This is a genomic window from Crystallibacter degradans (assembly GCF_012952295.1).
Lineage (GTDB): Bacteria > Actinomycetota > Actinomycetes > Actinomycetales > Micrococcaceae > Crystallibacter > Crystallibacter degradans.
In genome coordinates this window covers 363,596-385,184 of record NZ_JABBCH010000002.1, presented here as the reverse complement: position 1 = coordinate 385,184, position 21,589 = coordinate 363,596, and the positions used below count along the sequence as shown (strand labels likewise).

Below are 21,589 nucleotides of genomic sequence, written 5' to 3'. Positions count from 1 at the left end.
CTGATTTCCACTGTTGCTCGCATTGGGGCTCCGCCCTGATGAGGCCTTGGCTATCAGCGAGACCGCGACCAGCACCAGCTATCGATGCGAGGTACGAGACCGATATGAGCACGCCGCCTGAGACTGTCGAGCCGCGGCTCGACGAAGAAGACAATAAACGTCCCGCAACGGACACCGTTCAGCCTTTACCCGAACCAAGACCCGATCCCGCAGCGCCGACGCGGGTGAACAAGACCGTCTTTGTCGGCTCGGCGGCAGGCGTCCTTGGCATCGCGCTGTGGGCCATCCTGGACCGCGCATCGGCAGATGCCGTGATCGGCACGGCCGTGACGTGGGTGGGCGAGACTTTCGGCTGGTGGTACTCGCTGATCGTCGTCGCGGTGCTCGCGTTCGTCCTCTTTGTGGCTGTATCCAGAGTAGGAAAAACCCGCCTCGGGCCGGACCACTCGCGCCCGACCTTCAACATGTTCACGTGGACGGCGATGCTCTTCGCCGCCGGCATCGGGATCGACCTCATGTTCTTCTCAGTGTCGGAGCCCGTGACCCAGTTTTTGGCCCCGCCGGGAGGCGAAGCTTCCACTATTGAAGCCGCCCGGCAGGCCATGGTCTGGACCTTGTTCCACTACGGCATCCTGGGCTGGGGCCTTTATGCCCTGATGGGACTGGCCCTCGGGTACTTCGCTTTCCGGCACAACCTGCCGCTCAGCATCCGTTCCGCGCTCTACCCCATCCTCGGCAAGCGGATCCACGGGCCGCTGGGGCACGCCGTCGATATTGCTGCCTTGCTGGGCGCGATCTTCGGCATCGCTACCAGCCTGGGCATCGGCGTCGCACAGCTCAACTACGGACTGAGTTTCCAGTTCGGCATTCCCGAGAACACCCTTGTGCAGATCGCGCTGATCGCCGTGGCCGTGGTGATGGCGACCGTCTCGGTGCTCACCGGAGTGGAGAAGGGCATCCGCCGGCTGTCGGAGCTCAACATCATCCTGGCCATCGCGCTGATGATCTTCATCCTCGTCACCGGGTCCACGCGCTTCCTCTTCGACGGCATCGTGAACAACATCGGCGATACGCTGTCCCGCTTCCCGTCGATGGCGCTGAACACCTTCGCCTACGACCGGCCGGACGAGTGGCTCAACGGCTGGACGCTGTTCTTCTGGGCCTGGTGGATCGCTTGGGCTCCCTTCGTGGGGTTGTTCCTGGCGCGCATTTCCCGCGGCCGCACGCTGCGTGAGTTCGTCTTCGGGGTGCTGGTGGTGCCGTTCGGCTTCATCCTGCTGTGGATCTCGATCTTCGGCAACAGCGCCCTCGAGATCGTGATGGGCGGCAACGCCGAGTTCGGCGAAATGGCGATGAGCAACCCGGAGCGCGCTTTCTACGGGCTGCTCGAGCAGTACCCGATGGCCCCGCTCAGCGCGGCCGTGGCCACCTTCACCGGGCTGCTGTTCTACGTCACGAGTGCAGATTCCGGAGCCCTCGTGATGGCCAACTTCAGCTCGCACCTGAAGGATGCAGAATCGGACAGCCCCAAGTGGCTGCGTGTCTTCTGGGCCGTAGCCACCGGCCTCCTGACATTGGGAATGCTCCTGGTCGGCGGGGTCCCCACGCTGCAGAGCGCCACCGTGATCATGGGGCTGCCGTTCTCCGTGGTGCTGGTCTTCATCATGCTGGGCCTCTACAAGGCGCTGCGGCTGGAAACCGCTCTGGTGGACAGTTACCAAACAAGCCTGCACTCCGTGCTCAATTCGCGCACGAACGTCCCGGGAGGCGCGGACAGCCGCCGGGGTTGGCGCCAGCGTCTGGCCCGGGCCATGAACTATCCCCGGCACCCTCAGGTCCAGAACTTCGTCTCCACAGTCGCGGTTCCCGCGCTGAACGAGGTGTGTGACGACCTGCGTGCCCGCGGGCTGAAGGCAACGCTGGAGACCAGCACCGTGGAGGCCTTCGGAATCGATACCGCAGACCTGTGCGTGGAGCTCGACGGCGAGCGCACCTTCAAGTACCAGATCTACCCAGTCCAGCGGAACGTCCCGTCCCATGCCTTGTCTAGCGCCGCGGGCGGGCGGTACTACCGGATCGAGGTGTTCTCGCTCGAGGGCAGCCACGGCTACGACCTCATGGGCTACAGCAAGGACGAGGTCATCGCCGACGTACTGGACCACTACGAAGTGCACCTCGAATTCCTGCAACGTCACTGCGACACCCTCACCTACAGCACGGTCGCCGAAAATGTCCCGCCCAAGGCGGACTGGGAAACCGACTACAACACGGTCGACGAATCCGTCGCCGCACCTACAAAGGAGACAACATGACCGATACCGCCTCCACCCTGTTCATCAACGGCGCTTGGGAGCCGGCCGCATCCGATGCCGTGCGGGAAATCCGCAACCCGGCCGACGGCGAACTGGTCGCCAGGGTGTCCGAGGCCGGCCGGGCCGACGCCGAGCGCGCCATCGCCGCAGCCCGCACCGCCTTCGACTCGGGTGTCTGGGCCTCCGTTCCGGCGCCCGAGCGCGGAGCTTTCCTGCTCAAGGTCGCCGCCGGCCTGCGCGAAAGCCGCGAGAAGTTCGCCCGCGCCGAGTCGCTGGACACCGGCAAGCGCATGGCCGAAAGCCGCATCGACATGGACGATATTGCCGCCTGCTTCGACTATTTCGGCAAGCTCGCCGGGCAGGACGCTGGCCGCGTGGTCGACGCCGGGGATCCCGCCGTCGTTAGCCGTATTGTCCACGAGCCGGTGGGCGTTTGCGGCATGATCACGCCGTGGAACTATCCGCTGCTGCAGGCCGCGTGGAAGATCGCGCCCGCGCTGGCCGCCGGCTGCACGTTTGTGCTCAAGCCCTCCGAGCTCACCCCGTCCACGGCCATTCTGACCATGCAGCTGCTTCAGGACCTCGGCCTGCCGGACGGCGTCGCCAACCTCGTCACCGGCCCCGGCGCGGAGGCGGGCGCACCGCTTTCGGAACATCCCGACGTCGACCTTGTCTCCTTCACCGGCGGCCTGGAGACCGGCAAGCGCATCGCCGCGGCCGCGGCCGGCACGGTCAAGAAGGTGGCCCTGGAACTGGGCGGCAAGAACCCCAACGTGGTGTTCGCCGACGCGGACTTCGATGCCGCCGTCGATAATGCGCTGAACGGCGCCTTTGTGCACTCCGGGCAGGTCTGCTCCGCCGGGGCACGGCTGGTGGTCGAGGAATCGATCGCCGAGCGCTTCGTCGACGAGCTGGTCCGCCGCGCCGAGGGTATCCGCCTCAGCGGCCCCTTCGACGAGGCCGCGGAGACCGGACCGCTGATTTCCGCGGCGCACCGCGAGAAGGTGGACGCGTACGTCCAGCGCGGAGTGCAGGAGGGTGCGCGGCTGCGCTGCGGCGGCGCGGCGCCTGAAGGGGACAAGTACGACGGCGGGTTCTACTACCAGCCGACGGTTTTGGACCGCGTGACCAGGGGAATGTCCGTCGTCGTCGATGAAGCCTTTGGCCCGGTGGTGACGGTCGAGACCTTCCGCACCGAGGACGAGGCCGTGGCCACCGCCAATGACACGATCTACGGCCTGGCCGGCGCGGTCTGGACCCAGGACGCCGGCAAGGCGCAACGCGTGGCCGGCCGGCTGCGCCACGGCACCGTCTGGATCAACGACTTCCACCCCTATCTGCCGCAGGCCGAGTGGGGCGGCTTCGGCCAGTCCGGCGTCGGCCGCGAGCTGGGCCCCACCGGCCTGGCCGAGTACCAGGAAGCCAAGCACATCTACCAGAACACTAGCCCGCAGGTAACCGGCTGGTTCGCTGACCATGGCAAGGAGAACTAAATGCATCTCGACAACATCGACAACCTGATGGACCGGGAGTTCGACTACATCGTCATCGGCGGCGGGTCCGCCGGCGCCGCCGTCGCCGCTCGGCTGAGCGAAGACCCCGAAGTGACCGTGGCACTGGTCGAGGCAGGCCCCGACGACCGCAGCATCCCCGAGGTCCTGCAGCTGGACCGCTGGATGGAGCTGCTCGAATCCGGCTATGACTGGGACTACCCAATCGAGCCGCAGGAGAACGGCAACTCCTTCATGCGGCACTCCCGCGCCAAGGTCATGGGCGGCTGCTCCAGCCACAACTCCTGCATCGCCTTCTGGGCCCCGCGCGAGGACCTGGACGAATGGGAAGCCAAGCACGGTGCCACCGGCTGGAACGCGGAGAACGCCTGGCCACTGTACAAGCGGCTGGAAACCAACGAGGACGCCGGACCGGCTGCCCCGCACCACGGGGACTCAGGCCCCGTGCACGTCATGAACGTCCCGCCGGCTGACCCGGCCGGCGTCGCCCTGCTGGACGCCTGCGAACAGGCCGGCATTCCGCGGGCCAAGTTCAACAACGGCACCACCGTAGTCAATGGCGCCAACTTCTTCCAGATCAACCGCCGCGCGGACGGCACCCGCTCCTCCAGCTCCGTCTCCTACATCCACCCGATCATGGAACGCGAGAACTTCACCCTGCTGACCGGCCTGCGCGCCCGCCAACTGGTGTTCGACGCCGAGAAGCGCTGCACCGGCGTCGATATTGTGGACTCCGCCTTCGGGCGTACGCACCGGCTCACTGCCCGGCAGGAAGTCGTCGTCTCCACCGGTGCCATTGACACGCCGAAACTGCTGATGCTCTCCGGCATCGGCCCCGCCGCCCACCTCGCCGAGCACGGCATCGACGTCCTGGTCGACGCCCCCGGCGTCGGCGAACACCTGCAGGACCACCCCGAAGGCGTCGTCCAGTTCGAGGCCAAGCAGCCGATGGTCCAAACCTCCACCCAGTGGTGGGAGATCGGCATCTTCACGCCCACTGAGGAGGGCCTGGACCGCCCGGACCTGATGATGCACTACGGCAGCGTGCCCTTCGACATGAACACCCTGCGGCACGGCTACCCCACTACGGAGAACGGCTTCAGCCTCACCCCGAACGTCACGCACGCACGCTCCCGCGGCACCGTCCGGCTGCGCAGCCGCGACTTCCGGGACAAGCCGATGGTGGACCCGCGCTACTTCACCGACCCCGAGGGCCACGACATGCGCGTCATGGTCGCCGGCATCCGCAAGGCCCGCGAAATCGCCGCCCAGCCCGCCATGGCCGAATGGGCCGGCCGCGAGCTGTCCCCCGGCATCGAGGCACAGACCGATGAGGAACTCCGCGACTACATCCGCAAAACGCACAACACGGTCTACCACCCCGTCGGCACCGTCCGCATGGGCCCGCCCGAGGACGCGATGTCGCCGCTCGACCCCGAGCTGCGCGTCAAGGGCGTCACCGGCCTGCGCGTCGCCGACGCCTCGGTCATGCCCGAGCACGTGACGGTCAACCCCAACCTCACCGTCATGATGATCGGCGAGCGCTGCGCCGACCTCATCCGCGCCAGCCAAACCACTCAAACAACGACGGCGGACGCCAACCTCAGCGCGTCCCTCGTCTAAAAAGTTCCCGGCCTGTACGCCAACTGGCGGCCGCCCTGTCGTCAGGGTGGCCGTCGGTTTCAGCGCGCTGTTGGTGTTAGTGCTCCGCTTCTGCGGCAGCCTTCTTGGCGTTTTTCTCGGCGTCCTTCTCGGCGCGCAAAGTCTCCGTCTCGTGCTGTTCCTCGGCTTTTTCCTGGTGGATGACCTCCGCAAGGAGCTTCTCCATCTCCTTGGCCACGCCGGCGGCTGAAGCCGGGTTCTGGCCGGTCACCAGCCGTTCGTCAACTACAACCTTCTCCTCAAAGACATCAGCGGAGACGTGGGTGGCGCCCTGTTCCTCAAGTCGGTCTGCCAAAAAGAACGGGATGACCTTGTCCTTCCCTGCGGCCACCTCCTCCTCGTTGGTGAATGCCGCCACCCTCCGGCCCTCGACGAGGCGAAGCCCGTTCTCCAATTCCACGTTCAGCAGGCCGGCCGGCCCGTGGCAGACCGCGCCCACCACGCCGCCGACGTTGTAAACGCTGGCCACCAGATTCTGCAAGCCTTCGCTATCCGGGAAATCCCACATGGTGCCGTGACCTCCCACGAGGTAGACGGCGTCGTACTGGCTGGGATCAACGACGTCAACGCGGGCAGTGTTGTAAAGCCCAGCCCGCGTGACCTCGTCCTTCGTGAAGGCAACCTGGATAGGATCTTCCGAGTCCACGTCATCGCGCGGGGGCTGACCGCCCTGGATGGACGCGAAGTCGACGAAATGCCCTGAATCTTTGAAGACCTTCCAGGGATGTGCAGCCTCGGCCACGTTGTAGCCAGTCTTCTCGCCCGTATCGCCGATCTCGGAAACGCTGGTCAGTACCATGAGGATTTTCTTCATGAAGTGCTCCTATCGTCTAGATTCCACCCTACGCCTAGCCCAGATTCAGGTCCTCCCTATTGGTGGAACCGTACGAATTCGTCCGCGCGCGATGACCTCTCCGCCGTGGCAAGGGCATCACGTTGGGAGGCGGAACGGCCGAACCTCGATGATTGGAAAACCGAGGCTTGTAGCGGTACCCGTTCCTCGCGGCGGCGGGGAGGGCCTCTGGCGCGCTCCCGCTTCGAGGCGGGCAAGAATGTAGCGCAACGACGGCCACGTGGTGCGCCCTTTCCTCGTATGGGCATAGGCGCGAAGCCGGACTTCGGGCTCGGCGAGCGGGAGAATTACGACGCCGGGCGGCGGCTTCCTATCCGCGGACAGCAGATCGACGCCCATGCCGCAAGGATGAGGTCCTAGACGAGGTCGAGACTGTCGGCTTCATGGCGCAGGCGGGGTTCGAAGCCGGCGAGGGAACCGATGGACCCGCAACACAACCTCGTCCGCACCGGCCTGCGCGTCGCCGACGCCTCGGTCATGCCCGAGCACGTGACCGTCAACCCCAACCTCACGGGCATGATGATGGGAGAGCGCTGCGCCGACCTCATCCGCGCCAGCCAAACCATTCAAACAACGACGGCGGACGCGAACCTCAGCGCGTCCCTCGTCTAACCGTTGTTGGCGGAAGCAAAATCATGCTCCCGCCACCAAGCGTGCGAAACCTACGATAACGACGTCCGCAAGGCGCCTTCCGTTACCCGGACTGCAACGAGATCGAATTCGGCAGGCGTACCAGTTTCACCGAATCAACACCGTCGCGACACTACCTGCACCTAGTCAAGTAAGAAGTGCGGACTTCAAGGACAGTTTCTCGGACGCAGCCTATGCCGCGCTGACGCTCAGGCTTCCAGGGGTCCATCGGGGCTGTCTTTACTTTCGGACATGACTTTGCCGCCGACAAAAATTACGCCCAGGGTGAGTGCAGCACCAGCACCTACTAACACCTTGTTGAGCCACCCGTCCAAGAGCTGCTTATTCTCACTGTCCTTTTGGAAGTCTAGCCTTCCAGTCTCCTGAATTTGCTCGATGAGAAACTTCTTCTCGTCCCAACTCAGGCCGTCCTTGCTAAGTTCGCCCTTGAGGATTTCCCTGATTTCCCGGAAGGCTTGGTGGACATGCTCTTGACTCTGCTTGTTGGCTGAGAGCGTGGACTCGTGCACTTTCTCCATCACATCCACAGCATCGATGGCGAACTCTTTGAACACGGGGAACTGCTCAACGATTTTTAGAGCCAGCTCCGTGTCCATGTGAGGCATCATGACTGCGAACTTGATTATCTTGTCCTTGGAGAGATTCCGCCATGAATCGATACCAAGCGCCTGCTTGATCTCCCCTTCGTTCTTGTAGCTCATGCCGTCGTTCCGTCCGTCGTCCTGTCAAGTCTCCCTAATCCTAGCGGCGCCCTAGGGCAACCAACGGATGAGCCACCACTCTGGGGGGGGTCCGAGGTGAACGGCAGAAGACGTCCTCCGATAGGCATATTAATGAAGGAAAAATCGCGATCGTAGCTGGGACCCATTCACCTTTCGATTAGGTCGCCCGGTTCGAGTCGGGCAAGCACATAGCGCAACGGCGGCCACGTGGTGCGCCCTTTCCTCGTATGGGCATAGGCGCGTAGCCGGACTTCGGGCTCGGCGAGCGGGATGATTACGACGCCCGGTGGCGGCTTCCTATCCGCGGGCAACAGTCCAACGCCCATGCCTGCAAGGATGAGGTCTTCGACGAGATCGAGACTGTCGGCTTCGTGGCGAAGGCGGGGTTCGAAGCCGGCGAGGGAACCGATGGACCGCACCACCACTTCGTCCGCCAGATTGCGGGAGTTGCCGACCCAGTCCCGGTCGCGGAACGCCCTGAAAACCTCGGGGGCGTTGCCTTGCACCGTTTGCTTGTCATCCGCGGGGACGCCGAGGCCCCAGGGTGTGGACCAGAGAGGAAGCCTGTCGAGCCGGGGATCGTCGAGTACCGCGGCGAGGTTGTAGTCGTAGGTCAGCGCGAGGTCCGTCCTGTCTGCCAGGAGCATTTCGAGCGCCTCGGCGGGCTCATGTTCCTGAACGGCAATCCGCAGTGCTGGATGGCTAACCGCGGCCTCGTTGACGGTGGGGATGATGTTCCTGCGGATTGCGGTGGCGAAACCGGCCACGCGGAGGGTGCCCGAAGGCGCGGCTTCCGGATCGAGATCGGCCCGCGCGGCCTCGACCGCGGCGAGGATAGTGGCCGCGTGCTCGGAAAGCCGCCGTCCGGCTGGCGTGAGGCGCACTCCCCTACCCTCAGGCTCCAAAAGCACCGCACCGGTTTCGCGCGCGAGCAGCGCGATCTGCTGCGAGACCGTCGAGGTGGTGGTGCCGAGCAGGTCGGCCACTTCCCGCATCGAGCCGCTGCGCGAGAGCTCAAGCAGCGTTCGGAGCCGTCGAATATCCACCCTTCTGATTGTCCATGTTTCCTGAACGGTATGCACATGATTATCACGTGGACGTGGATGGAGGAATCCGGTTCTACTAGTGGGATGACAACTGCGCTCCGCATCTCCGGCACGACCTCCGGCACCGCCATGGCGTTCGCCGCGATGTGCTGCGTTCAGATAGGTCTGGCCGTTTCCGTGGGACTCGTCGACCGGCTCGGCGCCGGAGGCGTCGCGTGGCTTCGCCTGGCTTGGGCGGCCGTGATCCTGGTTGCCATCGCCCGCCCCTGGCGGATCCGCTTCAGCGCGACTGCGTTGCGCACCTGCGTCCTGCTCGGCGTGGCCACGGCCGGCATGACCATCCTGTTCATGGCCGCGGCCGAACGACTGCCCTTGGGCACCGCCGTCGCACTGGAGTTCCTCGGCCCGCTGGGCGTGGCCTTGGTCCGCGGGCGAGGGGTGTCGCGGCTGTGGGCACTCGTAGCCGGCGCAGGCGTAGTCGCGTTGACCGAGCCCTGGCATGGCCAGACCGACGGCGTGGGAGTGCTCTTCGCGCTGGGCGCGGCCCTCTGCTGGGCCGCCTACATCCTCCTTACCCAGCGGGCGGGCGATGCCGCCGAAGGACTTGGCGCCCTGGCCGTGTCCATGCCCGTCGCGGCGCTCGTCGCAACATTCACGGTGGGGCCGGAAGCGTTCGCCCACCTCGACTGGCGCCTGCTGCTGGTCGGCGTCGGGCTTGCGCTGCTGCTGCCGGTAGTACCGTTCAGCCTCGAACTGCTGGCCCTGCGACGGCTCACCGCCGCGGCCTTCGGCACACTGATGTGCCTGGAACCGGCCATCGGCATGATCGTCGGCCTCGCCTTCCTCGGCCAGGTGCCCAGTCCCTTCGCGATCCTCGGGATCGCCCTGGTCATCGCCGCCGGCATCGGCGCCACCCGCACAGGAAACCGCCCTCCGGTTACCACCAGCCCCGAAACCCTGCCTATCACATAGAGCCGACAACAACTACCGAATCCGCAGCAGCACGTCGCCGTATACACGGCACACTCCGAACCGATAGGTTCGCCCTACAGACAAATGGAGCAGTCAGGGAGTGGCGGTGAAATGACGACGACGTACAGGTACAGCGTGGAGATCCTGCACCTGCTGGTGTCGTCGGGCCATGTCTACTTCGGCAGGGCTAACGACGGCGCCGCCAGCGTTCCCACCGCGGATCTCGACCGGATCGAAGTGATTGCAGGCAAAGGCATCGTCGGGGACAGGTTCTTCGGCAAGGCAGCGCATATGGACGCAGCCGTCACGCTGATGGCCGTCGAATCCCTCGAGGCCATCGCCGCCGAGCTCGATTTGACCCGCTGCTGACCCGTCGCAACGTGGTCCTGCGCGGTGCCCATTTGGCGCCGCTGATCGGCGAAGAATTCGCGCTGGAATCCCGTGGCGAAATCGTGCAGCTGCGGGGCGGACGGCATGCCCATCCCTGTGTCTGGATGGACCGGATGTTGGCTCCCGGTGCCCACGCCGCTATGCGCGGACGAGGTGGTTTGCGCTGCCAGCCGCTGTCCAACGGCGTCCTTCACCGCGGGCCTGCAGTGCTACTCAGCCCGGTACCGCTCCAGCCCGAACAGGCTGGCGCACCAGTGAGGCTCAGAGCTGGACGCCTACCTTAATTTCTGGAGCAAAATACATAAAACGTTTCAACTTACCCTGGAATGCCTTACGCTGACATATCCGGTCCGCGCGGCCGTTCCCTGTTTCCCGTTCCAGAAAGCCTGCCCGCTAGAGCCATGGATGAGAAAGCCCCCGGACCGCTCGGGGTCCCGGACCAGGGCACCCTGCGCAAGTTGCTCCTGGAACCCGACGCTGCCCGGGCGCAGGCCAGTGAGGGCACGCCGATGAAACGGATCTGGGCGCTGTGCCAGCACGGACGCCTCAATGAGGCAGCAGCCGGGGCCGAAGAACTGCTCGCCAGCTCCGACAACCGGTTCGGCCCGTTGCTGCTGCTGGCACATATCTACCAATGCCAGTACCGCTGGGACGAAGCAGCATGGCTGCAGGGCGAAGCCCTGCGCTTGGCCCGGACCCCGGCCGCGGAGGCCGGCGTCCACCACCACACCGGGCGCCGACTCCTCGAAGAAGGCCGCCACCTGGAGGCGGCGCAGGAATTCGAAATGGGCAGCCGACCTGCACCAAAGCGCCGGTAGCCCCGAAGCCGAAATCGCAGCCGCCCGCCAAGCAATGCGCCTGGCGTACCGGCTGGCGCACCTGAACGCCTTCGACAATGAACAGACCGGTAACCTGCCGGCGACGGACCCCAAGCACCCGAAAACGTCTCCAGCGTGACCCTCCGGGCGCCCCGCCATGATCATGCCGCACCGCGCGACAGAACCGCGGCAGAACCCGAGGACAGGCGCTGGTGCCCCGCCTCCGCGGCCGCTGCCTTGGTACTGAGCTAATGAGCACGCGGGCATGAATATAAAATGCTGTTAGAAGGCCTAGGTCGACCTAGCCCAACGTCAACGGCTCGCCGGTGACCTGCAGGTGGTATGACTTGTTGCGGCGGCCCTGGTCTCAGCTAACGCGAGACAAGCACAATTACGTTCCAACTTCGAATGCGCAGTTGTCCCCGCTGACCACCCAAATCGCGCTGGCTGCTTTGCTGTTTGGGTTGCTGACTTTATGCGGCGTAGTGGACTGGTACATTATTGAATCCGCTTCTTCTAAGTGGTGGGTTTCGCCGCCTACCTCAAAGTCCAGGGCTCCAAATATGACATGCACGATTTCCACCCCTTCATGCGTCATCAATCCTGAAGGAGCGGAATGGGGTGGGTACGTGACCCGGAGTACGTCAACGCCCTCCATATGGATCGGCGACGCCCCACGCCATTCGATTCCGCCGCTAAGAATCATGGTCGGTGCTTGCTGCGCGCGTTGTATGAGCGCACCGCGTATTTCGACAGAAGGAGTAAGTGTGTTTGCATCGGCCAGCTTTGCTTTGGGTACGTTTACGGAGCCTTGAGGCTCGTTGTCGAAAACTGCCGTTAGCGGAAACCCAAGTTCAGCGACTATCTGATGGAGCCGCTGAAGGGAAGGCCGCCGACGCCCTGTCTCCATTTGGGAAAGGGCACTGGCGCTGATCCCCAGACGATGTGCGAGCTGACGAAGAGTGAGGTTTCTTTGTTGACGCAGGAAACGTAGACGCTGTCCGACATCACTGGTATGTGTGAAGTCCGGGGATACCGCACTATCGATGTTCAACGCCTCCGCTCCTATGCCTGGCTCCGATGTAGTTCGGGCAACGCTTGATTTTTCAAAACTCGTCAACACTGGCCGCTTTGCTGTACATACTCATGATGTCACGATGCGAAAGCCGTAGCTGAACCTGACCCGACGACTGGATGTCGGTGCCTTGTTTCATGTGCAGTTGGTTCCGCCTCCAGTTCGCGGTTACTGGACGCGGGAACGACCGCCGGAGCTTCCCGCAATATGCGCCCGGATGCTACCTGCGAAGATAAACGAGTTTCAAAACCAGTCGGTGAGACCAGGGTCGGACACTGAGGCGTCATACTCACGGAGAGCTCAAACAAAAATGGGTCTGGCTGCGAGACGATGCAGATATCAGCCACGATTCGAGACGCTTCGCATGACGCGATGCAAGGCCGCACGCATGCGGATTGCCCCTTGTCGATGGTTGCCGCGACATCGACAAGGGGCATGGGGATATATCCATTAGGTACGGCTCTGCCGTCGGCCATACAGTTTAACCATGAGACAGGAAGGGTGAGGAGCAGTCCTATGAACCAAAGGATTCATGGTTTTTGAGCCACCAATTGGCAATATCAAGGCGCCTGGCGATCCACACATCCCCCAGGCTCTGCGCGTATTCGATTATCTCCCTTACAGCTGAGGCTCGGCTCGCTTGTCCGGCCCAGCGCGCGTGGAGCCCCACTGTCATCATCTTTGGGTACCCGGCCAGGCCCTCCCGCCGATATTCATCGATACCGCGTTTGCACATGTCAACATAATCCGCAGGCGTCATGCCACTCGTTACCCGAGCGTCGTTATAGGGCAGGCTGTTGTACGGCACTATCAGCTGACGGGTTCCCTTGACATCCGCAAAGTACGGCAGGTCGTCGTTGTACGCATCGGAGTCATATATAAAGGGGTCTCCATATTCGGCGATCAACTCCCGTGTATTAACGCTGGCTGAGTAACGGCAGTACCAGCCGGAAGGTGGTGCTCCGCAGGTATCGGTGATGGATTTAACCGCCAGGGCAATGCGCTCCCGCTCTTCTTCACGAGAAAGCTCCCACGTTTTGCTCCAGCGCCAACCGTGGCACAGGACATCGTGGCCGGCCCTTTGGACCCACTCGCCAACAGCAGGATTACGCTCAACGGCAAGGGCACAAGCGAAAAGCGTTGCGTTCAGCCCGTACTCATCAAAGAGGCGCAGCAGGCGCCAAATGCCAGCGCGGCTGCCGTACTCGAAGACGGATTCCGCGCACAAGTCCCGATCCTGTGGATCCATGCCCCACCCGGCCGGCAATTCCGCCCCATCCTCATTCCTCCGATCCCCTTCGCCATGGGAGTACTCGGATCCTTCTTCGTAATTGATGACAAAATTCAATGCCAGCGTGGCATCCTCCGGCCAAAACGCCTTGGGTACCGCGGGTCCATACCCTACGAAATCGCGCGCAGGCCCCGGAATGTGCAAGCGGTCCATCTGTTCCATGAATTGTCTTCCTCTGAGGTGAAGAGGCGTGTAGGAATTCCACCCGCACACGTGCCGGTGTGAGCCACGCCTCAACTGAATGGTGCTCTCATTGAACCGACGAAAACCGGAACTTGTCAAGCAATTGCTTAAACAATTTCACAAGCACGATTGCTTGCCATCTCCGTACAGGTAGTTCCTCCCGGAGTACAGATAGTTCCTCGCGGAAAAATCTTGGTAAGCAACTGCTTGACAGGATGGCTCTTTCATTCTTTACTTTGACTACCGAAAAGCTGCATCGGGCACCGTCTCCCATGAAGAGATTCCCGTGTTCACCGGGCAGCCGCATTCAGATCCTGCCGTATCTCTCCAGTACCGCTTCACGTGCCCCCACTTCTCATACCGGACCTCGTGAACCCATCAGAAAGAAACGCATCATGAACGCTCCTACCGCTAGATCATCGTCTGTCGCAGTTGCGGCAGTTGATCCCATGGAAAATCTTTTGGATTCGATTGACCGCAGCCTTTGGCACGTGGATGCCCGGCTGCGCACGAGTTATCCAGGCGACCGCGGGACGCGCCAGCCTGTCCACACCTGCTACATTCCGGCCGATACGTACCATCCCGGCATCCCCGGGGAATGGGGCCGGGAAGCAACAGAGGTGTTGGATTCATTCGCCGGAACGGCCGATGCCCTGGCCTCGATCATTAATGCTCCGCTGGAGCTCGCGTCAGAAGTGCTTCCGCTCGTTCGTGCGAAACTGGCGCGTGAACCAATCGAGGATCTCCGCCTTGATTTTGAAGACGGTTTCGGTAGTCGTAGCGATGATGCCGAGAACGCTGCCGTCGAGGAGGCTTCCGCCTCCCTGAAGGCTGCGATCGAGGAAGGTGAGGCTCCGACGTTCTTTGGCATCAGGTTCAAGTCCTTCGAAGAACCGACACGGCGCCGCGGCATCCAGACATTTGCCCGATTTGTCGGGCTGATGGTCACGGACGGCAGGCTGCCGGAGGGTTTTACCGTTACGCTTCCGAAGGTGACGGCCGTTGAGCAAGTAGAGGCCATGGTGGCCGTCTGCGAACATCTGGAGAATAGCGGTGGTTTGAGCCGCGGTGCGCTGCGATTTGAGATCCAAGTTGAAACGCCGCAGTCAATACTTTCTTCAGATGGCACCGCGGCCGTCGCCCGCATGATTGCCGTGGCTTCCGGCCGCTGCTCGGGCTTGCACTACGGCGCCTATGACTACTCCGCCGCCTGCGGTATCGCAGCTGAGCATCAGAGCATGGCCCATCCCGTTGCAGATCATGCTAAAGCCGTGATGCAGGTCGCTGCCGCGGGCACGGGCGTCCGCCTCTCCGACGGTGCCAGCATCATTTTCCCCGTCGGCAGCGACGACGAAATACGCTTCGGTTTACGGCACCACGCGCAGCTCGTTGAACGATCCCTGCACAGAGGCTACTACCAGGGCTGGGACATGCATCCCGCCCAGCTGGTGACGAGGTACGCCGTCACGTTCGCCTTTTACCGGAGAAGTTTCGCGGCCGCGGCCCGGAGGATCGCAGCATATACGGGTGGCCCCGGCGCCGGCGCATCCACGGACGAACCGGCCACCGCACGCGCCCTGGCTTGGTTCATCATCCGCGGCCTCCAATGCGGCGCACTCAGCGAATCCGAAGTCGAAGGAGCAACCGGGCTGTCCGGTGAAACCCTGGACTCAATCGCCTTTGAACGAACGAACCTGCATTAACGGCTCACCGACGAGGCCCTGAAACAACAGCCGCTTCATGGCGACCGGCTTCAGCAGATCCACAAGATAAGACCGCGTGCCTGTTGCGAAGATCTTGTCCGCATGGCCTCTTTCTTTTCACGAACACGTGATTCATCTTGCACGTCACTACATTTCGGTAATTCATTCTGCCCACGCATTACAAAGGAGTAGACATGGGAGAAATACCTCAAGGCTATAGCGACCGCCTGTACAACGAAGATCTTGCACCACGCACAGGTAAGGGAACGTGGAAAACCTGGGATCTATTTGCATGGTGGATGTCAGCCTGGCACAGCCTCGCCGATTACACCGCGGCCGTCGGCCTCCTGGTACTGGGCCTGATGGGCTGGCAACTGGCAGTTGCTCTCTGTATCGGTGTCGTAATCATCTATTTCATTAGCAACCTGATGGGAGTCGCAGGACAAAAACTTGGCGTCCCGTTCCCCGTCTTTGCCCGGGCAAGCTTCGGCGTTTACGGCGCAAACATTCCGGCGCTGCTAAGGGCAGTTGTGGCAGTCGCCTGGTATGGCATCCAAACCTATTTGGCTTCCGTAGTCATCATGATCCTCGCCTTGAAAATAATGCCCGCATCCGAGGCGCTTACCGAGTCCAGTTTCCTTGGCTTATCGCCCCTGGGATGGATATGTTTTCTCACGCTGTGGACAGCACAGCTGATCGTGCTCTACCGCGGCATGGAATCCGTCCGAAAACTTTCCGACTTTGCCGGACCCGCCATTTGGGTGGCCATGATAGCCCTGGCCGTGTGGACGTTGAACCGCGCCAACTGGACCCTGGACTGGAGCTACCACATTGGAAGCGCCCCCCTAAGCTTCGGCCCCTCCATAGTGGCCATGGCATCAGCAGTCTTCCTGATCGTTGCCCTCCTCAGCGGCCCGGTACTCAACTTTGCAGATTTCACACGCTTAGCGCCCAACCGCAAGACCGTAGTCAACGGAAACCGCTTGGGCCTGTTGATCAACGGCATCGCGTTCTGCCTGGTCGCCATGGTGATCACCCTGGCTTCGGCAGAAGTCTACGGAAAAGCAATCGACGACCCGATCGTGCTGATTCGCGACATCGACAATATCACCGTACTGCTGCTTGCAATTATTGCCATAGGCGTCTCCACCGCCGGCATCAACATCATTCTGAACTTCGTATCCCCGGCATACGATTTCGCAAATCTTGCGCCGAAATACATCAGCTTCAAAACAGGCGGAGTGATCACCGCCGTCCTTTCAATTGTGATACTGCCATGGAACCTTTATTCCAACCCGGTTGTGGTGAACATGTTCCTGGGCGGCATCGGCGCCCTCATGGGTCCTCTCTTTGGCATCATCATGGCCGACTACTATCTGATCAGGAAGGGCCAGGTAAACGCAGACAGTCTCTACAAGGACAATCCGGACGGAAAGTACTTCTATACGCGCGGGACCAACCTCAACTCCGTATACGCACTGACCATTTCAGGCATAGTTACCCTGTGCCTCGCCCTTATTCCTGTCTTCTCCGCAGTCCATGCGTTCTCATGGCCGATCGGGACGCTTCTCGGCGCGATCATGTGCCTTGTGATCAACCGCGCACGCCCGAATATCCATTCCCGGACAGCGGATCTCTCCCAGGAGGCCGCCGAAGTTCCTGATCCGGTCTAACTCAGCCCGCCCACCCCTAGTTTTGTATGGGCTGATGACACTTCCTCTACACCGAGAGCAGAACGGCGCCGCACCACCTGCTCCGTCCACTGAACGTTGTCAGTGGGATTGCCTGTCAGCTCTTTGCTGACAGGCAATCCCCGTTAATACGGCAGAACGCCTGCGCCTGCCCTGCGTAGGTTAGAAACGCAGCCACATGACAAGGAACCTCCATGATGAACAGACTCCCGTTATTCCACATCGGGATCACGGCTAGCACCCCAGCCTGGGCCGAGCACATGCTGGATTAGGTCTCCCAGACACTCCAGTACCGCGCACTCCGCGGGGACCGGCGTGGCGTCCTCGCAACCAGCCACTACACACCCTGGAACTGATCGATTCCATACCTTTCGCCTGACCTACGAACTGACCCCAGCCCAATCGTGATAGGAAGACGAACCTCGAGTAGAGGGAACATATCGGGCAAAGCGGCAACCATAGTCCATAGCCTGCAATTGCATGACCGCAAGGGCTCTCCTCAAGGGCAGCACTTTACATAGGGGGCCACAAAATTACCGAAACCATCAGTATCAGGCTACAGATCACCAACATCAGAAAGCTGAAGCTCGGCGACTACGCTCTTGCTTCTGTAGCTGCGCTCCTCAATCCAGACACGAGCGAGCAGAGACTGGTCGACTGGACGCGCTTTGCGACAGGGTTGATTCCTTATCGAGGGCGTCCGCGATGACCTGGACCAAGTGTCTGGAATCCAGACCTGCTAAGTCAGCCACTTGGGTTCGGCAGCTGAAGCCGTCGGCCATGATGGCACGTTCCGGATCGGCGGACGCCTTCTTGAGGATGCCGTCTTCGGCGATCTTGGCCGAGATCTCGTAATGGCCTTTCTCCATGCCAAAGTTTCCCGCCAGGCCGCAGCAACCGCTGGAAACCTCGACGTCGCATCCCATCGTCTGCAGCAGGGAGAGGTCTTTCTGGTATCCCATGACCGAGTGTTGGTGGCAGTGGGGTTGAACCAGCAGCTTCTCAGCCGCAGCCGGTGGCGTCCACCCTATCGATCCCAGAAATTCCGCGACGGTCTTCGTGGCGCGTGACACCTCGAGGCTCCGCGGATCATCCGGCAGAAGTTCCAGCAGGTCGGAACGGAGCACGGCCGTGCAGGACGGTTCGAGGCCGACGACGGTGCGGCCGGCTTCCACCTGCGGGTGAAGCACATCGAGCGTCTTGGTTAATTTGGCCTTGGCAGCCGTCAACTGCCCTGTGGTGATCAAGGTCAGGCCACAGCAGACGCCGGGCCCGGCAAGCTGCACGTCACAATCTGCTGCGCGGAGCACTTTCACGGCAGCCAGTGCAACCTCCGGGCCCATTGCATCGGAGAACGAGTCGACCCAGAGGAGCACGGGGTGTCCCCCGGTTCCTTCCGCCATGGCGGAGCTGCTGTCCGCTTGGGCAACGGCCACCTTAGCAATGGGCGCAGCCTCCAAAGCCCGGAAGGGCCGCTCCGGGAACACCGGCAGTCCCCTACGCGGGTCGGCGCCGGCCAGCCGCATCATCAGCTTCCGCAGCGGTTCAACGCGGCTGACCGTATTTATCAGAGGTCCGAACGGGCCGGCGAGGCGCAACCACTGCGGCAACCGACCGAAGGTGTAATGGGCCAAGGGACGCAGGCGGCCCTTGTACGTCTGGTGCAGGGCTTCCGATTTATACATGGCCATGTCGATGCCCGTGGGGCAATCATTGGCACAGGCTTTGCAACTGAGGCAGAGGTCCAACGCGTCGTGGACTTCGGGAGAGGACCAGCCGATCTCCACAATCCCGCCGTTGAGCATTTCTTGCAGCACGCGTGCTCGTCCTCGGGTGGATTGTGCCTCGTCCCGGGTGGCTTGGAACGACGGGCACATGAACCCGCCTTCCTGGCGCAGATCGGCCCGGCACTTGCCCACGCCGACGCAGCGGTGCAGCGTATCGGTGATGTTCCCGCCATCGTGCGCAAAGGCGAAGCCGTCACTGGCCAGAAGGTTCACGGCCTGCGGACGGCGCAGCGAGGCATCCAGCGGGTCCGGGTCGACGACGACGCCGGGGTTGAGCACGCCGGCGGGGTCGAAGAACGTCTTGAAGGTGGAGAACGCGGCGATTGCCTCCGGCGAGTACATGGTGTGGAGGAGTTCCCCGCGCGCACGCCCGTCGCCGTGTTCCCCGGAGAGTGACCCTCCGTAGCGGGCTACCAGTTCCGCGGCTTCGGTGAGGAATCCGCGCATGGCCTCGCCGCCTGCTTCCAGAGGGAAATCGATACGCAGGTGGACGCAGCCGTCACCAAAGTGACCGTACGCGAGCCCGGAAAGGTTCCGCCTTTCCATAAGGGCCGCGAGATCGCGCAGATAGTCGCCCAGGTGCTCCGGTGGGACGGCCGAATCCTCCCACCCTGGCCACGCCTGGGCACCGGCTGCCGTGCGCCCGGCCAGCCCGGCTCCATCGGAGCGCACTTGCCAGAGTCGCTTGGCCTCGGGACCGGATGGCAGTACGACGGCGTCGAGAGCGCCTGCGTCGCGCACAAGTGCCTGGGCGGCGGCGAGGGCCTCCGCGTCATCCGCACCGCCCACTTCCACCATGAGCCAGCCGTTGCCCTTGGGCAGAGTGGGCATGGTGGCACCGCGGGGCGAGTTCCGGATCGTCTCGACGAGCGCGGCGTCCAGCCCTTCCAAAGCCAGCGGCTTGTGCGGCAGGAGCGCCGGCACCGCGTCCGCGGCGCTGGCCATGTCAGGGTAACCGAGCACCGCCAAGGCAGGTGCAGCCGAACGCGGCACCAGATCCACCTCGGCCTCGAGAATGATGCCGCAGGTACCCTCGGTGCCGGCGAGCGCGGCGGGGATGTTCCAGCCGTTCTCAGGCAGCAAGTGCTCCAAGCTGTAGCCCGAAATCTGGCGGCCGAAGCGGCCGAACTCTGTGCGGATCAGGCCAAGGTTGGCCATCACGAAGTCCTTGAGGCCGGGTACCGCATCCAGAGAATCCTGGCCGGCGGTAAGTTCGAGGACTTCGCCGGTCCCGGTCAACCAGCGAAGTTTCCTTACGTTGTCGGCGGTGCGCCCATAGGCCAGTCCGTGCGGACCGCAGGCATTGTTGCCGATCATCCCGCCGAGGGTGCACCGGGTAGCGGTGGAGGGATCAGGACCGAACCGTAGTCCATGGGCAGCAGCGGCTGTCTGCAGATCGGCCAGCACTACCCCGGGCTGCACGACGGCGGTGCGGGCCTCCGGATCGATGGACACCACCCGGTTCATATGCCGGCTGACATCAAGCACGAGGCCCGGTCCCACTGCATTGCCTGAGCAGGACGTGCCGCCGCCGCGGACGGTGACCGGCAGCCCGTGGTACGCTGCGATGCGCACCGCGGCGACGACGTCGTCCTCCCCTCGCGGCAGGGCGACGACCTGCGGCGGGATCCGGTAGTTGGATGCGTCGGTGCTGTACTGGGCCAGCCGTCCGGTGTCGGCCGAGACTTCACCTTCCAGCGCCTGTTCCAATTCGCGGACCACGGCTTCGATGTTCATGATGTCCTTTCCGTCCTGTTCCCGGGTCCTAGTCGGGAACGACGTCGGCGCGCAGGGACTTGCCGCGCAACTCCATGGCGCGCTTCACCCGTTCCTGCGCCAAGCCGCGGGCGGCCTCGTGGCTGGTTCCGCCGCGGCGCCCGGTTTCGTCCAGTACCTGCACTGCGTTGGCACGCAACTTGGTGGAAACCGCCTCGAAAATCTGGCCGGTCTCCGGGCGGAACGCCGAGTAGCGGGCGTCCATCGCGAAGGCTGCGCTGACCACGCCACCGGCATTGGCGATGAAGTCCGGGACCACTGTGATTCCTGCGTCACGCAGGACGGCCTGCGCTGCTGCATTGGTCGGCAGATTCGCGCCTTCAACCAGCAGTCGGCCTTTGATGTCAGCGGCGCTGGATTCGCTAATCACGTCCTGCAGGGCGGCCGGGACCACAATGTCTGCATCGACGAAGAGTTCCCTGCCGGCCTCGATTTTCAGCTCGGGCAGGGCGCTGACAAAGGCGTCGCCGAGGTCGCGGCGCAGCTCAAGCAGGGCGGGAACGTCCAGGCCGTTCGGGTCATGCAGCGCACCAGCCGCGGTAGACACCGACACCACCTGATAACCAAGCCGGTGGAGCCGCTCGGCTGCGGCGTGGCCGACCGCGCCGAAGCCCTGAAGAGCAACGCGCTTCCCGCTCAGCCCGATAGCCGAAGCTGCCTCGTCGACAACCTCGGCGATGCCGTAGCCGGTGATCCCAAGTTGGTCGTAGGGAATGCCGCCGAGATCGTAAGGCGTGCCAACGGCGGCGCCCCGGGTGCCGAGCTCATCGTTGATGATTGCTGCGTCGTTCTCGGTCAGTCCCATGTCGAGGCCGAAAACGTATTCCTCCGGCACCTCGTTGCGCAGCCTGCGGACGAACGCTCGGAGGATCTCCTCTTTATAGGGAGAGTTCGGATCGGCCTGGATGCCGGCTTTGGCGCCACCGTAGAAGAGGTCCACACCGGCCCACTTCCAGGTCATCACGCGTGCCAGCCGGGCAATTTCCTCCACGGACACGGTGGGCTGCATCCGGGTGCCGCCCTTGCCGATGCCGCGGGAAGTGTTGTCGATGACCAGGACACCCTTCATCCCGGTCTTCGCGTCGCTGACGGCGACAATCTTTTCCGGTCCCCACTCGTCCATCATGTCGAACACGTTAGCCACGG

The 21,589-nt window shown here is 62.9% G+C and carries 14 protein-coding genes and 2 pseudogenes; 9 read left to right on the top strand and 7 right to left on the bottom strand.

What is annotated here, in order from left to right; translation table 11 throughout:
* Positions 1–104: 104 nt before the first annotated feature.
* From betT to HGO92_RS05500, 3 genes are read left to right on the top strand one after another with little or no spacing between them, the layout of a single operon-like run.
* Positions 105–2,312 carry a choline BCCT transporter BetT gene (gene betT, locus HGO92_RS05510; RefSeq protein ID WP_169992628.1) on the top strand — a complete coding sequence of 736 codons (2,208 nt, stop codon included), beginning with the start codon at positions 105–107 and terminating at the stop codon, positions 2,310–2,312.
* A complete protein-coding gene (locus HGO92_RS05505) occupies positions 2,309–3,805 on the top strand; it encodes an aldehyde dehydrogenase family protein (RefSeq protein WP_169992626.1) in 1,497 nt (498 codons plus the stop codon). Before betT ends, HGO92_RS05505 begins: the two co-directional genes overlap by 4 nt.
* The gene (locus HGO92_RS05500) at positions 3,806–5,446 is read left to right on the top strand and encodes a GMC family oxidoreductase (RefSeq protein WP_169992625.1); all 1,641 of its coding nucleotides are present in this window, start codon (positions 3,806–3,808) and stop codon (positions 5,444–5,446) included.
* A gap of 76 nt (positions 5,447–5,522) precedes the next feature.
* Here HGO92_RS05500 and HGO92_RS05495 read toward each other — a convergent pair whose 3' ends face one another.
* Positions 5,523–6,299, bottom strand: coding sequence for a type 1 glutamine amidotransferase domain-containing protein (locus HGO92_RS05495; protein WP_169992623.1), 777 nt, complete (start codon positions 6,297–6,299; stop codon positions 5,523–5,525).
* A gap of 456 nt (positions 6,300–6,755) precedes the next feature.
* Here HGO92_RS05495 and HGO92_RS05490 point away from each other — a divergent pair.
* Positions 6,756–6,950 (top strand): annotated as a pseudogene (locus HGO92_RS05490) (GMC oxidoreductase); the annotation flags it as partial.
* Positions 6,951–7,177: 227 nt separating this feature from the next.
* Here HGO92_RS05490 and HGO92_RS05485 read toward each other — a convergent pair.
* On the bottom strand, positions 7,178–7,690 hold the full coding sequence (locus HGO92_RS05485) for a hypothetical protein (RefSeq protein ID WP_169992621.1): 513 nt from the start codon (positions 7,688–7,690) through the stop codon (positions 7,178–7,180).
* 167 nt (positions 7,691–7,857) lie between these two features.
* The gene (locus HGO92_RS05480; protein ID WP_169992619.1) at positions 7,858–8,757 is read right to left on the bottom strand and encodes a LysR substrate-binding domain-containing protein; all 900 of its coding nucleotides are present in this window, start codon (positions 8,755–8,757) and stop codon (positions 7,858–7,860) included.
* An 84-nt stretch (positions 8,758–8,841) separates the two neighbouring features.
* Between HGO92_RS05480 and HGO92_RS05475 the strand changes: the two genes are divergently transcribed.
* The 3 genes and pseudogenes from HGO92_RS05475 to HGO92_RS05465 all read left to right on the top strand — a co-directional run bounded on the left by HGO92_RS05475 (position 8,842) and on the right by HGO92_RS05465 (position 10,937).
* A complete protein-coding gene (locus HGO92_RS05475) occupies positions 8,842–9,729 on the top strand; it encodes an EamA family transporter (RefSeq protein WP_240974423.1) in 888 nt (295 codons plus the stop codon).
* Between the two features lie 111 nt (positions 9,730–9,840).
* Positions 9,841–10,403 (top strand): annotated as a pseudogene (locus HGO92_RS05470) (MOSC domain-containing protein).
* A 117-nt stretch (positions 10,404–10,520) separates the two neighbouring features.
* The gene (locus tag HGO92_RS05465) at positions 10,521–10,937 is read left to right on the top strand and encodes a hypothetical protein (protein WP_169992618.1); all 417 of its coding nucleotides are present in this window, start codon (positions 10,521–10,523) and stop codon (positions 10,935–10,937) included.
* Between the two features lie 391 nt (positions 10,938–11,328).
* On the opposite strand, the gene HGO92_RS05460 is transcribed toward HGO92_RS05465, so the two are convergent.
* Both HGO92_RS05460 and HGO92_RS05455 read right to left on the bottom strand, forming a co-directional pair.
* The gene (locus HGO92_RS05460; protein ID WP_169992616.1) at positions 11,329–11,991 is read right to left on the bottom strand and encodes a helix-turn-helix domain-containing protein; all 663 of its coding nucleotides are present in this window, start codon (positions 11,989–11,991) and stop codon (positions 11,329–11,331) included.
* 535 nt (positions 11,992–12,526) lie between these two features.
* A complete protein-coding gene (locus tag HGO92_RS05455; RefSeq protein WP_240974422.1) occupies positions 12,527–13,465 on the bottom strand; it encodes a polysaccharide deacetylase family protein in 939 nt (312 codons plus the stop codon).
* A 113-nt stretch (positions 13,466–13,578) separates the two neighbouring features.
* Here HGO92_RS05455 and HGO92_RS05450 point away from each other — a divergent pair, with 113 nt between their 5' ends.
* Positions 13,579–15,189 (top strand): DUF6986 family protein, encoded by a 1,611-nt coding sequence (locus tag HGO92_RS05450; protein ID WP_240974421.1) that lies wholly within the window; start codon positions 13,579–13,581, stop codon positions 15,187–15,189.
* Between the two features lie 194 nt (positions 15,190–15,383).
* Positions 15,384–16,862, top strand: a complete 1,479-nt coding sequence (locus HGO92_RS05445) for an NCS1 family nucleobase:cation symporter-1 (RefSeq protein WP_169992615.1) — start codon at positions 15,384–15,386, stop codon at positions 16,860–16,862.
* Between the two features lie 641 nt (positions 16,863–17,503).
* Here the strand turns inward: HGO92_RS05445 and HGO92_RS05440 are convergent.
* Together HGO92_RS05440 and HGO92_RS05435 are read right to left on the bottom strand one after the other, a co-directional pair.
* Entirely contained in the window at positions 17,504–20,404 is a 2,901-nt protein-coding gene (locus tag HGO92_RS05440; protein ID WP_169992613.1) for an FAD-binding and (Fe-S)-binding domain-containing protein, read from the bottom strand.
* Positions 20,405–20,432: 28 nt separating this feature from the next.
* Positions 20,433–21,587, bottom strand: coding sequence for a Glu/Leu/Phe/Val family dehydrogenase (locus HGO92_RS05435; RefSeq protein ID WP_346768862.1), 1,155 nt, complete (start codon positions 21,585–21,587; stop codon positions 20,433–20,435).
* Positions 21,588–21,589: the final 2 nt, after the last annotated feature.